Origin of the sequence: Streptosporangium sp. NPDC002524, assembly GCF_040295985.1 — a bacterium.
In the GTDB taxonomy this organism is placed as follows: Bacteria; Actinomycetota; Actinomycetes; order Streptosporangiales; family Streptosporangiaceae; genus Streptosporangium.
In genome coordinates this window covers 115,034-129,634 of the sequence record NZ_JBEOWK010000004.1, presented here as the reverse complement: position 1 = coordinate 129,634, position 14,601 = coordinate 115,034, and the positions used below count along the sequence as shown (strand labels likewise).

At 72.3% G+C, this 14,601-nt stretch carries 12 protein-coding genes; 2 read left to right on the top strand and 10 right to left on the bottom strand.

Features of this window, described 5'->3' with window-relative positions; all coding sequences use genetic code 11:
* Positions 1-152: 152 nt before the first annotated feature.
* The gene (secA2, locus tag ABT053_RS07630) at positions 153-2,354 is read left to right on the top strand and encodes an accessory Sec system translocase SecA2 (protein WP_350968402.1); all 2,202 of its coding nucleotides are present in this window, start codon (positions 153-155) and stop codon (positions 2,352-2,354) included.
* 35 nt (positions 2,355-2,389) lie between these two features.
* Here the strand turns inward: secA2 and ABT053_RS07625 are convergent, their stop codons facing one another.
* Both ABT053_RS07625 and ABT053_RS07620 read right to left on the bottom strand, forming a co-directional pair.
* On the bottom strand, positions 2,390-2,782 hold the full coding sequence (locus ABT053_RS07625; protein ID WP_350968077.1) for a hypothetical protein: 393 nt from the start codon (positions 2,780-2,782) through the stop codon (positions 2,390-2,392).
* Positions 2,779-3,012: a hypothetical protein gene (locus tag ABT053_RS07620; RefSeq protein ID WP_350968076.1), complete on the bottom strand. Its 234-nt coding sequence runs from the start codon at positions 3,010-3,012 to the stop codon at positions 2,779-2,781. The genes ABT053_RS07625 and ABT053_RS07620 overlap by 4 nt, the downstream gene beginning before the upstream one ends.
* Positions 3,013-3,212: 200 nt before the next feature.
* Between ABT053_RS07620 and ABT053_RS07615 the strand changes: the two genes are divergently transcribed.
* Positions 3,213-4,016: a helix-turn-helix domain-containing protein gene (locus tag ABT053_RS07615; RefSeq protein WP_350968075.1), complete on the top strand. Its 804-nt coding sequence runs from the start codon at positions 3,213-3,215 to the stop codon at positions 4,014-4,016.
* Positions 4,017-4,163: 147 nt separating this feature from the next.
* Here ABT053_RS07615 and ABT053_RS07610 read toward each other — a convergent pair whose 3' ends face one another.
* The 8 genes from ABT053_RS07610 to ABT053_RS07575 all read right to left on the bottom strand — a co-directional run bounded on the left by ABT053_RS07610 (position 4,164) and on the right by ABT053_RS07575 (position 14,601).
* On the bottom strand, positions 4,164-5,702 hold the full coding sequence (locus ABT053_RS07610) for a PepSY-associated TM helix domain-containing protein (RefSeq protein ID WP_350968074.1): 1,539 nt from the start codon (positions 5,700-5,702) through the stop codon (positions 4,164-4,166).
* 362 nt (positions 5,703-6,064) lie between these two features.
* The gene (locus ABT053_RS07605) at positions 6,065-6,607 is read right to left on the bottom strand and encodes a hypothetical protein (RefSeq protein ID WP_350968073.1); all 543 of its coding nucleotides are present in this window, start codon (positions 6,605-6,607) and stop codon (positions 6,065-6,067) included.
* 535 nt (positions 6,608-7,142) lie between these two features.
* A complete protein-coding gene (locus ABT053_RS07600) occupies positions 7,143-8,330 on the bottom strand; it encodes a CU044_5270 family protein (protein ID WP_350968072.1) in 1,188 nt (395 codons plus the stop codon).
* A complete protein-coding gene (locus tag ABT053_RS07595) occupies positions 8,323-9,171 on the bottom strand; it encodes an RNA polymerase sigma factor (protein ID WP_350968071.1) in 849 nt (282 codons plus the stop codon). Before ABT053_RS07595 ends, ABT053_RS07600 begins: the two co-directional genes overlap by 8 nt.
* Positions 9,172-9,314: 143 nt before the next feature.
* Positions 9,315-11,147 (bottom strand): GH39 family glycosyl hydrolase, encoded by a 1,833-nt coding sequence (locus ABT053_RS07590; RefSeq protein ID WP_350968070.1) that lies wholly within the window; start codon positions 11,145-11,147, stop codon positions 9,315-9,317.
* Positions 11,148-11,193: 46 nt separating this feature from the next.
* The gene (locus ABT053_RS07585) at positions 11,194-12,765 is read right to left on the bottom strand and encodes a glucoamylase family protein (protein WP_350968069.1); all 1,572 of its coding nucleotides are present in this window, start codon (positions 12,763-12,765) and stop codon (positions 11,194-11,196) included.
* A gap of 22 nt (positions 12,766-12,787) precedes the next feature.
* Positions 12,788-13,657 (bottom strand): carbohydrate ABC transporter permease, encoded by an 870-nt coding sequence (locus tag ABT053_RS07580; RefSeq protein WP_350968068.1) that lies wholly within the window; start codon positions 13,655-13,657, stop codon positions 12,788-12,790.
* Positions 13,654-14,601, bottom strand: a complete 948-nt coding sequence (locus tag ABT053_RS07575; RefSeq protein ID WP_350968067.1) for a carbohydrate ABC transporter permease — start codon at positions 14,599-14,601, stop codon at positions 13,654-13,656. The genes ABT053_RS07580 and ABT053_RS07575 overlap by 4 nt, the downstream gene beginning before the upstream one ends.

Genomic DNA, 14,601 nt, shown 5'->3' with positions numbered 1-14,601 from the left:
CATCCGACTTATCCCACTATGGCGTGACAAGTCATCGGTGCCCCGAAACCTGACGGGAGCACCCCGATCCTGAACGGCCGATCTTTGCACCACAATGTGCGGAGAGACGGAACGCGAGCCCGGGGACGGGCGTTGGAGGGAACGTGGCCTCGATTACCCAGCTCTTCAGGCGGTTCCTCGAACGCCCCGGCACCATCGACCTCTCGAGGTTCGAGAAGGTCGTCGCGGAGGCCGGCACCCGCGAGGAGCGGATCCGCGCGCTCGACGAGCTGCCCGCGCCGTCGCCCGACGACCTCCCCGAGTTCTGCGCGATCGTGCGCGAGACCGCGCGCCGCGCGCTCGACCTGCGGCCGTACGACGTTCAGCTGGTCGGCATGCTGGCGATGCTGTCGGGAAACGTCGCGGAGATGGCCACCGGCGAGGGCAAGACCCTGTCCGGCGCGATGGCCGCCGCCGGATACGCCCTGCAGGGCAAGCGCGTCCACGTCATCTCGGTCAACGACTACCTGGCCCAGCGCGACGCCGAGTGGATGGGCCCCCTCTACGAGGCGCTCGGCGTCTCCTGCGGCTGGATCGGCCAGAACTCCACCCCCGACGAGCGCCGGGCGGCCTACGCGGCGGACGTGACGTACGGCTCGGTCAGCGAGATCGGCTTCGACGTGCTGCGCGACCGGCTGAGCACGAGCGTGGACGACCTGATCGTGCCCGCGCCCGCCGTGGCGCTCGTCGACGAGGCCGACTCCGTGCTGGTCGACGAGGCCCGGGTGCCGCTGGTGCTCGCCGGTGCCGCCGACCCCGGCGACGCGGTCCCGGAGATGGCCGTGCTGGTCAGGCAGCTGGTCAAGGGCTACCACTACGAGCTCGACGACCAGGCGCGCAACGTCCACCTGACGAGCAAGGGCATCGACACCGTCGAGCAGGCGCTCGGCCTCGACCTCTACGACACCCCGGCCACCCTGACGGACGTCAACCTCGCGCTGCACGCGCACGCCCTGCTCACCAAGGACGTCGACTACATCGTCCGCGACGGCAAGGTGCACCTGATCAACCCCTCCCGGGGCCGGGTGGCGCTGCTGCAGCGCTGGCCCGACGGGCTGCAGGCGGCGGTGGAGGCCAAGGAGGCGCTCTCTCCGTCGGAGACCGGTGAGATCCTCGACTCGATCACCGTCCAGGCGCTGATCACCCGTTACCCGGAGAAGTGCGGCATGACCGGCACCGCGGTGGCGGTCGGCGACCAGCTGCGGGAGTTCTACGACCTCAAGGTCGCCGTGGTCCAGCCCAACCGGCCGAACGTGCGGATCGACGATCCCGACCGCCTCTTCGAGTACCGCCTGGAGAAGGACCTCGCGCTGGTCGAGGAGATCGTCGAGGTGCACGCCACCGGACGGCCCATCCTGATCGGCACCCTGGACGTGGCCGAGTCCGAGCGCCTCGCGCTCACCCTGGCCGGGCGCGGGCTGGAGTGCGTGGTCCTCAACGCCAAGAACGACGCCGAGGAGGCGGCCATCATCTCCCGGGCCGGGGAGCGCGGCGCGCTCACGGTCTCCACCCAGATGGCCGGGCGCGGCACCGACATCCGCCTCGGCGAGGGCGTCGACGAGCTCGGCGGCCTGTACGTCATCGGCTCGGGCCGGCACACCAGCAGCCGCCTGGACGACCAGCTCCGCGGGCGCGCGGGCCGCCAGGGCGACCCCGGCGGCTCGGTCTTCCTCGTCAGCGGCGAGGACGAGCTGATCACCCACTACGTCGCCGACGAGTACGCCAAGGGCGTGCCGGAGCACTCCCTCGTGGGCCACGCCCAGCGGGTCGCCGAGGGCGTCAACATGGAGATCCACCGCAACACCTGGCGCTACACCCGCCTGCTGGAGCGCCAGCGCGGCCAGCTGCTGGAGCGCCGCGACCGGGTCCTGCGCGACGACGTGGCCGGTGACGCGCTGGCCGCGGCGGCCCCCGAGCGGTGGGCGGAGCTGGCGGAGAGCGTCGACGAGGAGGTGCTGCGCGAGGCGGCCCGCCAGATCGTGCTGTTCCACCTCGACCGCGGCTGGGCCGACCACCTGGCGTACCTGGCGGAGCTGCGGGAGGGCATCCACCTGCGGGTCCTCGGCCGCCTCAACCCGATCGACGAGTTCCACAAGGACGCCGTCCCGGCGTACCAGCGGCTGCTGGCCGAGATCGAGTCACGCTCGGTCGAGACCTTCGAGACCGCGTCCGTCACCGAGGAGGGCCTCGACCTGGAGGGCGCGGGCCTCAAGCGCCCCACCGCCACCTGGACCTACCTCGTCCAGGACAACCCCTTCGGCACCGAGTGGGACCGCATCCTCAACCGCCTCGCCACCAAGGTCCGCCGCCGCTGACGCCCTCCGGACGGCCGCCCCCGGGGGGCCGTCCCTCAGGCGCCGAGCTGGTCCACCCGCGACTTCGACAGTTCGAGCAGGGCCGCGCTGTCACGGACGGAGACACCCGCCGCCCGGAGAGCCGCCACGGCCTCCCTCGCGGTCTCGCCGAGTTGCGCGGCCACCTGGTCGCGCCGTGCCCGAAGCTCCCTGTAGGTGTCGAGCACCGCGGGCGGAACACCGGCCACCTCGTACAGGTACGTCACGATGATCTCGGTCTCCGCGGGGGCGTCGAGGATGAAGTGCTTGGCCGCCTCCACCTCCTCGTACAGCTCCGCGAGGGTGTCGCCGGAGACGCCTCCCCGGATGGGGGCGTTCGTCGGGAGCGCGATCCAGTAATCGGTCTTACGCACGGCCTTCATCGTGAGCCGCAGGGGTGCACCGGTCATTCCAACCATCCCTTTCCGAACACGTCTTCCAAGTCATACGCGAGAGCCGCGAGCAGGTCGGGGTCCATGTGCCGCATGGGGACCCGGGAGCGGGCGACCACCACCTGGTCGGAGTCGTAGAGCAACAGGGAGCGGGTGGTCCTGCCCGCGTCGATCCAGTCGGGACACAGGGCGTGCCGGCGTGCGAGCTCGTAGATCCGGTCGCGGATCTCGGGGTATGTCTGGAGCACGCACGGAAGCTAGCCTACTGGACGGAGGCCGTCCAGCGAACTGGACAACAGAGCAGCGGTTTGCCGTGATGCGTGGGGATAAATTCCAGCGCCCGGTTCTCGTCGTCCAGACATGGCGCGGGTGCGCGTCGCCGACATCATGACGCGCGTTACGTGTCCGGTAATGGTTTCACCGATCGGCGCCGGTTATCGTGGCGTACGTGACCACCACCAGCGCGTCCCGGCCGGTAGGCGAGCTTCTGCGCCAGTGGCGGGAACGACGGCGGATGAGCCAGATGGACCTCGCGATCCAGGCCGACATCTCCACCCGGCACCTGAGCTTCGTGGAGACGGGCCGGTCCAAACCGAGCAGGGACATGATCCTGCACCTCGCCGAGGAGCTGGAGCTCCCGCTGCGCGAGCGCAACCACCTGCTGCTGTCCGGCGGGTTCGCGCCGCTCTACGCGGAGACGCCGCTCAACTCACCGCACATGGCGTCGGTACGGGAGGCGCTGGGGCAGGTGCTGAGCGGGCACGAACCGTACCCGGCGGTCGTCGTCGACCAGCGCTGGAACCTCGTCGACCGCAACGCCGCGACCGGGTTGCTGCTGCGCGGGGTCGCGCCGGAGCTGCTCGTCCCCCCGGTCAACGTGCTGCGGCTGAGCCTGCACCCCAAGGGCATGGCGCAGCGGATCATCAACCTGGGCGAGTGGCGGGCCCACCTCCTGCACCGGCTCCGCCGCCAGATGAGCCTCACCGCCGACCCCGAGCTGGCGGCGCTCTGGCAGGAGCTCGACGACTATCCCTGCGACCAGCCCGAGCCGGAGATCGACCGGCCGGGGCCCGGCGACATCGTGATCCCCCTCCGGCTCCGCCGCGGCTACCGTGAGCTGGCCTTCTTCAGCACCATGGCCACCTTCGGCACCCCGCTGGACATCACCGTCGCCGAGCTCGCCATCGAGGCGTACTTCCCGGCGAACCCCGAGACCGCCGCCTACCTGCAGCACCAGCACCACCCCGACTGAGCGGGGGGACGCTACTAAGGCGGGGCGGGGCGGGGATGCGGCGTGCGCCCCACGCCGCATCCCCGCCGTCTCGGCCGGTCCGGCCGGTGCCACTCGTCACCGGCCGGTCCGGGTCCTGGAAGGTCTTTCAGCCGCCGCCGGCGGGTCTCAGCCGGAGACCGCCGCCTCAGACTCGCCGGGCTTACCGGGCTCACTGAGATCACGGGGCTCACCGGGCTCCCTGGGCTCCTCGGTGTCCCGCTTCTTCGCGCGTGACGCCGCGACCCTGGCGAGGACGACGTCGACCACGAGGAAGGCGAGCAGCGAGATGCCCAGCAGCGGGAGGAACACGCCCACCGCGATCGCCACGGCCGCCAGGGGCAGGGCAACGGCGAGGGGCAGCCGGCGCAGGCCGCCGCGCTCGTAGGGGACGCCGAACCCGCGGGTCGGGCGGCGCAGCCACCACATCCGGTAGCCCCACACGATGACCGAGATCAGCGCCACGGCCAGCACGGCGAGCAGGATCTGGTTGGCCAGGCCGAACAGCACTCCCATGTGCCCGTCGATGCCCCACCGGGTCAGCTTGGCGCCGATGGGGAAGTCGTCGAAGCGCAGCTCGGCGACCGCCTGGCCGCTGGCGGCGTCGACCGCCACCTGGTCGTTGCGCTGCGGCCAGAGCCGGTCCGTCTCCTTGACGACGTACGGCTCCCCGGCCTCGGCGGGCCAGACGATCTCCATGGGCCCGGACAGGCCCTTGCCCGCCGCCGCCCGGACGATCTGGTCGGGGTCGGCGGTCGTGGTGGCGCCCGCGTCCCCTCCGGCCTGGCCGCCGTGATCGCCGTGACCGCCGGAGACAGGCATCGACGGGGTGCCCCAGCCGATCGCCCGCTGGATCACGTCGACGTTGGCTCCCGCGTACTTCGACCAGGTCAGGCCGGTGGCCGACAGGGCGAGCAGGCCGACCAGCGCCCACAGGCCGACCGAGCCGTGCCAGGAGAGGGTCTTGCGCTGGCCGCGGGCGCCGCGCTCGGGGGCGACGAGGCGGCGCAGCCGCTGACCGGCGCGGCGGCGGCGGGTCAGCCACAGCACCAGGCCGCCGAGCCCGACCAGCCACAGCCAGCTGGCGGCCATCTCGCTGTAGATGCGTCCCGGCTCGCCCAGGTGCAGGTGACGGTGGAGCTGGGAGATCCAGGTCCGCACGGGCAGCGCGCCCGAGCTGCCGTAGCTCTCCAGCGTCCCGCGGACCTGGGCGGTGTACGGGTCGACGAAGACCGCCATGCGGACGCTCTCCGCGAGGGCGGGATCGTCGAAAAGCACCCGGGTCGTCGCGCCGGGCTCGTCGTAGGTCCACACGGCCCCGATCGTCCCGCCGGGATGCGCGGCGGTGGCGGCGGCGACCTGCCGCGCCAGGGGCAGCTTCTGCTGCCCGGCCGGTACGGGGACGGTCAGCTCGTGGGAGTGGACCACCTTCTCCAGCTGGAAGGAGGCGGCGTACAGCAGGCCGGTCGTCGCGGCCACCAGCAGGAAGGGCGCGACGAGGATCCCGGCGTAGAAGTGCAGGCGGAGCAGGAGCGAGCGCAGCGTCGCCCAGGTGGAGGGCACCGGGGGCACGGGGGACACGGGGGGCACGGAGGTCACAGGGGACAGGGGGGCCGGGGACGACCCGGACGGCCCGGTCTCGGGCTGGATCTCGACGTCAGACGTCATGGGGAGGGTTCTCCGTTCGCAGGGAACGCGCGCACCGTCAGGTACGCGCCACCGCGGTGTGAGGTTCGGTTCGGCGTCGCGAAAGGGCGGGCGGGATCCGGCTCCCACCGGCCGGAGGCATGGCGGGAGCCGGGCGCGCGGCCCGTTGGCGTTCGGTGCAGGCAGGTGCAGGCAGGTGCTGCCGGTACTACCGGGTGACAGGTTCCGCCGGTACTACGGCAAGCCGGTGAACGCCGACATCCGGGCTCACCGGCCGGGGAGGGCGCGACGGCGCGACGGCCCGCGGCCGGGGAGGAGATGTGCGGCGCCCGGAGACGCGGGCCCGCGAGGGCACGACGGCGTCCGGGCGCGACGGCCCGATGTCAGACGGCGTACGAGGGCGCGGGCGGCCCGCGACGCGAGACGGCGGCGGCGAGCAGCCGGGCGACCGGTGCTACCCGGTCGGCGGGCGCGGCGGGGAGCGCGACGCGGCAGGCGACGGGGGCGCGCCACCGCAGCAGGGTGAGCACCGAGGCGAAGAGCAGGAACAGGAGCGTGGCCAGGCCGCACTCCCCCCGCTCCAGCCAGTGGGCCGACAGCAACGCCGTCACGGCGTGCACCAGCACCATGAACAGGCCGGTGGACAGGCCACCGGCACCGTGCTCATGTCCGGTCGACGGTGGCACCGCGCCGGAGGTGAACCAGAGGTGCATGCCGTACTGCGCGGCGAAACTCGCCCCCAGCAGGATGCCGAAACCGCGCTGCCGCCGGGCGAGCGCGAACGCGCCCGCCGCGGTCGGCAGTATCGCCCAGGCCAGCACACCCGGTCCCACCGGGCTGCCTCCGGCCAGCACGTGCATGGCCAACGACGCCGTCACGCACACGACCGCGAACACCGCGGCGCGAACAAAACGGAAGGCATGCATGGGGCAATGGTGACAGAGATTGTTGAATTCGCCAGCCCTTGAACTGTGGAAAAGAGTGTGGATTAATACCACTCGACCCGTGCGTCACGATTGCACGGTCTGTGCTAGCCGTGCGTGTCGGCCGCGTGTGCCGGCCGTGTGTGTCACGTGGGCCGGCCACGCGTTCCCCGCGGGCGGATCGCGGGCCGGTCGTGCGCTTGTCGCGGGCCAGTCGTGTGCTTGTCGCGGGTGGGACGGCGACGCGAGCCGCCGGTCGCGGAGCCCACCTTCGACCTCCGGTTCCAGGAGGCGGCGCGCTTGTCGGGGGCGGGGCGGCGGTGCGAGCCGCCGGTCGCGGAGCCCGCCTTCGACCTCCGGTTCCAGGAGGCGGTGTGCTTCCCGCGGCCGGGGCGGCGGTGCGGGGCGGGTGCCGGTTCCACCTCGGCCACCGGGGCTTGGCCTACCGGGACCTGGCTGTCGGGACCCGGCCCCCGGGGCGCCCCGGCTGCCCCGGGTTCTCGCACCGCCGCCGGTCCATCCGTGTCGTCGCCGGCGTCTACCCGTGCCGCGCCTCGGACGCGGGGGCGGCACCGCCGGGCGCGGGGGCGACGCCGTCGGGCGTGGGGATGGCCTCGTCGGGCGCGGGATCGGCCACCTCGGGGGCGCTGTCGACCACCTCGACCTTCAGCTGCGCCGTCGAGGTCAGCAGGGTGCCCTCGGGCGCTCCCGCCCTGGCCGCGTCCGTCACGACGACGCGCTCGCCCAGGTACAGGTAGGTGGCGGGGTCGAAGATGTACTCGTGCCGCACCCCGCCGAGCGTGTTGGCCATCGCCACCGCGACCCCCTTGCGCCCGGCGGCGTCCTCGGCCTCGTCGACGGTCTCGACGCCGGGGATCGTGCCGGCCGCCCGGAACAGCGCGGCCCGCTGGGCGGACGGCATGTACGCCCGTGTGATCATCGAGCCGACGCTCCCCCACGCCTTGTAGTCGGCCAGCGGGTCCTGGGCCAGATCCCGGTAGAGGTGCTCGCGCATCCCCGCGGGATCGGTGGGCAACCGGCTCAGGTAGGCGTAGTCGGTGCGCCGGTGTTCGGGACTGATGTCGTAGCCCGTGAGCTTCCCCGGCGCCGCGCCGCCTCCCTCCCGCCGCTTCGCCTCGGCGGGCAGCGGCTCCCCGGGGAACGGCCTCGGCTTCAGGTGCTTGCTCGACATGACCCCTCCGTCCAGGGCGGAGCCCTCGACCGGCAGCCACACCTTGAACAGGCTGCGGTCGAGGTAGCGGACGTCCTTCCCGCCCTCCCGCAACTTGACCGGGAACATGACCTGCAGCTCGTACGCGAGGAACTGGCCGGGCTTCGGGTACAGCTCCTCCCGCTCGCTCGCGGTGTCGGCGGCCCGCTGGAGGACCGCCGACATCGCCACCGGCGCCACCAGGACGGACGTCTCCGGCCGGGGGGTCGAGCCGGTGTCGACGAACCCGAGTCCCACGACCAGCGCGGCCCCGGCCCCCACCGCCAGGCTCGTCCCCAGGCTCAGCCGGAGGTTCCTGCGGAGGCTCGCCGGGCGGCGTGCCCCGTGGCCGCCGAGGGCGGCGATTCCCGGTGCCCGGCGGCGCTCGCGGCCGGCCGGTGCCGCGTCGAGGGCGGCGATCTCCGACAGCAACCGCCGCTCCTCGGCGCGCAGCTCCGCCGGGCCCGGCCTGGGCACTTCCGAGCGCAGCAGGTCCAACTGGGTCATCTCATCCATGGAAGGTCTCCTCGTTGACGGACGTGGGGTCGACCCCGCCGAGTTCTTTGCGCACCTTGCCTCTGGCGCGGTTGACGCGCGAGCGGACCGTGCCCACCGGGATGTCCATCGCCTGGGCGGCCTCCGGGTAGGTGAGGCCGCCCCACGTGACCAGCAGCAGCACGTCCCGGTGGCCCGCGGGCAGCCTCGCCAGGGCCGCCGCCAGCCTCCGCCGCGCGGCACCGGCGCTCAGCCGCTCGTCGCTGCGCTCGGTGAACGGTACGGTCACCGGATCGACGCCGGTCCGTTCGAGGGCGCGCAGCTGCCGCACCTCGACGCGCTTGTGCCGCCTGATCAGGTTGGTCGCGATGCCGTACAGCCACGGGCGCGCGCTGGGTTGCGCCGCGTCGTAGCCCTCCCTGCCTCGGAACGCCGCGAGGAAGGTGTCGGCCACGACGTCCTCTGCCGCGTCGGCTCCCAGCCGCCGGGTGACATAGCGCTTGATCTCCGGCGCGTGCCGGTGGAAGACCTCGGCGAACGCCTCCGGCTCCCGGCGTGACAGCACGATGACGGAGGCGTCGTCGGCCTCCGCCCCCTCGTCGAGGGACCCGGTGAGGGACCCAGCGAGGGACCCGGCGAGGGGCCCGGCGGGAGAGAGGCCGCGGTCCCGTGCCTCACCGGCGGGGAGGGCGTCGCGAGCCCCTCCCCCACCGGCGTGGAGGACGTCACGAACCCCTCCACCACCGGCGGGGTAGGGGTCGCGGTCCTCGGCGCCGCCGGTGGGGGAGGCGTCGCGGTCCCCTCCCCGTTCGACGGGGAAGGTGCCGCTCGCCCCCGTCCGGGTCCGGCTCGTTTCACTCATATCCGGCCTCTCGGCTCTCGGTCAGGACACCCGTTGTTGCCCGCCCGCGTGCCCGCGGTTCCCGAAAGCGGCCCGGCGTTTCCGCCGGGCGCGAGATTCACCGTCCCCCGCGACCTTCCCGAGAGCTCGGAGGGACGCCCCCGTCACACCGGGGTGAACTCCAGGTAGGAGACGGCGGGCATCGGCAGGGTGAACTCCAGCCGCAGGGTCCCGTCCTCCGTGCGGAGGGTACGGGCGGGCTCCAGCTCGTCCAGGGTGTTCGCGGCGTGGAGCCGTTCCCACTGCTCGCCCTCGGGCCAGCCGGCGTCCCCGCCGATCTCCGCCCAGACCGCCCGGATGTTGGAGTGCCGCTCGTCGATCCGGTGGTGGCCGACCACGTACTCCCCCTCGGCCAGGCCCTCGACGGTGAGGGTCACCTCGCGCGACAGGAGCTCCGCGCCGTCGGCCCGGTCCTGGTCGAGGGTGCCGTTCCACACCAGCACCCCGACGGGGCCGGTGGCCGAGCGCGCCGCCCACGCCTCGACCCCCGCGACGTCGCCGCCGGCCGAGCAGGCGAGCTCGTCCTCGCCCAGCCGGTCGGCCAGGGTGAGCGCGAGGTAGCGGGGCTTGCGCAGGTTGCCGACCGTGAGCAGGCCGAACCCGCCGTGGAAGAGCGCCGGCGGGCGGCCCAGCTCCTCGAAGTGGTCAGAGGCCACCCAGTGGGCGAGCGCGTCCACCCGCCCGGCCGCCGACCGCATCCCGTGCAGCAGGAACGCCGCCCCGAACGGCCCGTCGCCGATGCCGTGGAAGTGCGTGGGGGTCGGCCCCCACTCCGTCCACCAGATCGGCGTGCCCGCGCGGCCGTGCCGTTCCAGGGTGGGCCGCCAGTCGAGCGGGGCGTTGCCGTAGGTGTGGGTGGAGACGAAGTCGAGCGCCGCGCCCGAGGCGTCCACGTGGTCGATCAGCTCCTGGACCCAGCCGTTCGCCGCCGACGACGGGCCGCCGACGCGGATGTCCGGGTGGACGTCCTTCACCGCCGCCGCCGACACGTCGTACAGGCGGAAGAACTCCTGCGGCGTGCCGCTCCAGAAGACCTCCAGGTTGGCCTCGTTCCACACCTCGAAGGCCCAGTTGTCGACCACCTCGCGCAGGCCGTAGCGGTCGACGAGGTGCCGGGTGAGGTCGCGGACCAGGTCGCCCCAGCGGTCGTAGTCCCTGGGCGGCGAGATGATCGCCCCGTAGCCGAAGACCGTCTTCGACGGGTCGGCGGCCAGGTCGCGCGGCATGAACGACAGTTCCACGATCGGCCGCAGGCCGAACGCGGTGATCGTGTCGTAGACCTCGTCCACCCGGCTGAAGTCGTGCACGGGCCTGCCGTCCTCCTCCCGGTAGACGCCGAGGTCGTCGCAGAGGATCGCGTGGGCGCGCACGGTCTCGACGCCGAGCTCGTCGCGCATCGTCCGCAGCGCCTCGGTCAGCTCGGGGCCGATCGGGCGCCCGCCCACGGTGTCGGCGGACAGCATGTGCGACAGGTGCTCGGAGCCGATCATGTACTTCCACGGCCGGGGCAGCGGCCGCGTGGTCACGGAGGCGTCGACCCGCAGGACCGTCGCGCCCGGCTCGGCGAGCGGCGCGGCGAACACCGCCTCGGTGAGGGGCCCGGTCCGTTCCATGGTGGTGACGGCGGCGACCCGGTACCAGGCGGGCTCCCCGCGCGTGTCGACGTAGCGCGGGTCCGGCACGGCCGGCACGTCGACGTCGCGCTGCTCGGTCGAGGTGTACGGCCCCGCCTCGGCGGGTGCCCGGTGGACGAGGTAGCCGATGGCCCCGGCCACCGGTTCCCAGGTCAGCGTGACGTGCCCGCCTCCGCTGTCGGCGCGCAGGCCGCGGGGGGCGGTGACCTCGGCCTGTCCGGCCAGACGGGTCGAGGCCACCTCCCCCGACGCCCTGTAGATGCGGGCCTGCCAGTCCCGGCGTGCGGCATCGGCCGTGCTCATGAATACGTCTCCCCGATGGTCGGTTGGGTGGTTGGCGGAGTACGCCTCACTTGGGAGGCACGACGGCCCATTCCTCCTGGCGCAGCACGGGGGCGAGTTTGGCCGTGACGTCGCGGGTGGCGAAGTGGCGGCGCAGGCTGTCGTCCGCGAGCGCGTTGCCGAGCGCGATCATGATCATTCCCTGGTCGAGGGCGAGATACTGCCTGGCGACCTTGCCGCTGCGCACGGCGACCGCGTCGTAGAAGCCGCCGGGCCCGTAGGCGTCGAAGTTCGCCCTGAGCTTCGCGAGGTTGGCGAGGGCCGCCTCCGGCGTGTGGCGCAGCGCGAGGAACGACGCGTGCGGGGTGACCACGCCGTCCCCGTACGACGCCGGCTCGGGCGTTCCCTCGCGGCATCCCTCGAAGCCGTAGTCGACGGAGGTGCGCTCCTGGTCGGAGGTGTAGCCGGGGGTGTCCATGCCGATCGCGTCCACGCCGTACTCGCGGTAGCCCCCCGCGGGGTCGTTGGACGGGGAGAAGCCCCAGTAGCCGTACTTCGCCTCGTTCATGCCGTGCTCGATCTGGGCGGCGATGTAGACCGGCTGGTTGCGGCCCCAGCTCCTGGCGCCCCAGACGTCCTCCGGCACGAGCTGGGTCACCATCAGCTCCTCGAACATGCTGCCGCCCCAGGTGGGCACCAGGCGCATGCCGCGGTAGCCGTAGGTGCCCTCGAAGACGTTGACGCCCATGTACTTCTTCCAGGCGCCGACCGGCTTCTGCTCGGCCCACGCCCAGTCGCAGGTGTCGGGGAAGGTGCGCCACATGCCGTAGTAGTGCTCGGGCGGGAGCTGGCCGAGGGCGATGCCGACGTAGCTGGCGATCCTGGCCTCGGTGAGCGCGCCGTAGTGGTGGCAGGTGGAGTGGACCGTGGTCCCCGAGCCGTTGTAGTCGCTCTCGACCGAGCAGCCGGTGGGCTTGTCCGGCCAGAACCCGCCGCGCAGCAGGCCGGTGCCCGCGTCGGGCCGCGCCTGCGGGTCGTAGTAGGACTCGAAGTCCATGCTCCTCGCCAGCGCCCCGGCCTGCTTGGAGACCTCGGGAACCGCGCTCCTGAGCATCATGAGGGCGGCGGCGAGCCAGCCGTTGTCGACGCTGGACAGGAACGGCTGGACGGCCGAGCCGTTCTCCGGCCAGGTGCGCACGATCTGGAGGGTGCGCGGGTCGTACCAGTTGTAGAACTGGCCGGTCGGGGCGTGCCGTTCCAGCTTCGCCGTGGAGGCGAGCGTCCTGGTCACGCGGCGCAGGGCCTCGCCCTTGGAGATGAGGCGGGTGTCGCGGGCGGCGACCGTGCTCCACAGGTAGGTGGCGATGTTGGTCGGCGAGGTCACCTTGGCACGGGTGGCGGGGTCGAGCGAGCCCTCGATCTTGTCGGAGGGCAGCCCGGTCGCCGGGTCGGCCATCGCGGCCATGGACTTCCAGGTGTCGGCGGCGTAGCGGCGCAGCACCTCCCGCTGCTGCCCCGCCGTCGAAGCCGTCAAGGGGGCATCGGGGGAGACAGGGGGAGACGCGGCCGAGGCCGGAGACGGAGCGGCGGTGAGCAGGGCGAGACAGGCCGTCAGGGCGGCCACGTGACGACGACGCACGAAGGGCTCCTTGCGTGGGGGGTTACTTGAGTCCGGTGGAGGCGATTCCCTGGATGAAGAAGCGCTGCAGGAAGACGAAGAGGACGAGGACCGGCAGCACGACGACCACCGCCCCGGCGATGAGCAGGCCGTACTGGGTGCCCTGGTAGCCGTTGAAGATCGCCAGCGCGACGGGGAGCGTGTACTTGTCCTCGCTCTGGGCGACCACCGCGGGCCACAGGAAGTTGTTCCACGAGCCGAGGAACGTGATCAGGCCGAGCGTGGCGAGCGCGGGTTTGCAGAGCGGCATGACGATCCTGAAGAAGATCCGGAACTCCCTGGCGCCGTCGACCCGCGCGGCGTGGATCAGCTCGTCGGGGATGTCCGCGATGAACTGGCGCATCAGGAAGATGCCGAGCGGGGTGACCAGGCCGGGCAGGATGATCCCGAGGAAGGTGTTGACCAGGCCGAGCTTCGCGATGAGCACGAACTGCGGGATCATCACCACGATCGCGGGCAGCGCCATCTGCGTGAGGACGAGCGCGAAGAGCACGTTCTTGCCGCGGAAGGAGAGCTTGGCGAAGGCGTAACCGACCATCGAGCAGAACAGCAGGTTGCCCGCGACGGTGGCGAGGGCCACCACCGCGCTGTTGACGAACACCTGCGTGATGTTCATCTTCTCCAGCAGCTCGCCGTAGTTGGCGAGCGTCCACTGCACCGGCAGGAGGTCGGGCGGGGTCCGCCTGATCTCGGTCTCCGGCTTGAACGAGGTGAGCAGCGTCCAGACGAACGGCAGCACGACGACCACGAGCCCGGCGCTGAGCAGGGCGTACGTGGAGAATCGGCGTTTGACCAGGGTCCTGCGCCCCGGAGCCGGTTTCGCGGGGGCCTGACGGCTCCGAACCTGTCTCATCTGGACCTCCCGACCCGGAACTGCAGGACCGCGAGGGCCACGATCACGGTGAACAGGACGCTCGCCGCGGCGGCGGCGTAGCCGTAGTTGCCGGAGCCGAACTGGTTGTAGATGGCGAGCGACGCCGAGGTGGTCGCCCCCGCCGGGCCGCCCTGGGTCATCACCAGCGGCTCCTCCATGAACTGGGCGAACCCGATGGAGCTGTAGACGGTGCAGAACAGCAGCGCCGGGCGGAGCATCGGCAGCGTGACGGAGCGGAACCGCTCCCAGCGTCCTGCGCCGTCGACCTCCGCAGCCTCGTACAGCTCCCTGGGGATGCCCTGCAGGGCGGCGAGCAGGACGACCATGTCGAAGCCGAAGCTCCGCCAGGCGGTCATGACGATGATCACCGGAAGCGCCAGGTCCTCGTCGGCGAGCCAGCGGGGACCGTCCACGCCCACCGCCCCGAGCACCTGGTTGACCAGCCCCGCGTCGGGTTCGAGCAGGAACCTCCAGGCCACCGCGACGCCGATGATGCTGGTGACGTACGGCAGGTAGTAGCCGAGCCGGAAGAACGCGGCGGGCAGCCGGGCGATCCCCGAGTTCAGCGCCACGGCCGCGGCCAGGCCGAGGGCGATGGTGAGCGGAAGCGCGGTCACCACGAAGATCAGCGTGTTCACCGCCGCCTTGCGCATGAGCTCGTCGTCGAACAGCCGCAGGTAGTTGTCGAGCCCGACGAGGTTCACCGCGAGGGGGTCGCGCACGTCGGTGCTGCGCATGTCGGTGAAGCTCATGCCGAGCTCGACGAGGAGCGGCCCCGCCCAGAAGACCGCGAACATCACCACGAAGGGCGTCACGAAGACCCAGGCCAGGCCGGTGCGACGGAATCCTCCCCCGGATCGCCGTTCCCTCGCGGGGGCCGGTGTGACGGGCTCGCGCGAGCCCACCCGCTCGGTGACCACCAT

Bases quoted from the DNA above. Each gene is read 5' to 3' on its own strand.
- ABT053_RS07625 (WP_350968077.1), bottom strand. From the start codon at position 2,782: ATGACCGGTGCACCCCTGCGGCTCACGATGAAGGCCGTGCGTAAGACC.
- ABT053_RS07610 (WP_350968074.1), bottom strand. From the start codon at position 5,702: ATGACGTCTGACGTCGAGATCCAGCCCGAGACCGGGCCGTCCGGGTCG.
- ABT053_RS07605 (WP_350968073.1), bottom strand. From the start codon at position 6,607: ATGCATGCCTTCCGTTTTGTTCGCGCCGCGGTGTTCGCGGTCGTGTGC.
- ABT053_RS07600 (WP_350968072.1), bottom strand. From the start codon at position 8,330: ATGGATGAGATGACCCAGTTGGACCTGCTGCGCTCGGAAGTGCCCAGG.
- ABT053_RS07595 (WP_350968071.1), bottom strand. From the start codon at position 9,171: ATGAGTGAAACGAGCCGGACCCGGACGGGGGCGAGCGGCACCTTCCCC.
- ABT053_RS07590 (WP_350968070.1), bottom strand. From the start codon at position 11,147: ATGAGCACGGCCGATGCCGCACGCCGGGACTGGCAGGCCCGCATCTAC.
- ABT053_RS07580 (WP_350968068.1), bottom strand. From the start codon at position 13,657: ATGAGACAGGTTCGGAGCCGTCAGGCCCCCGCGAAACCGGCTCCGGGG.
- ABT053_RS07575 (WP_350968067.1), bottom strand. From the start codon at position 14,601: ATGGTGGTCACCGAGCGGGTGGGCTCGCGCGAGCCCGTCACACCGGCC.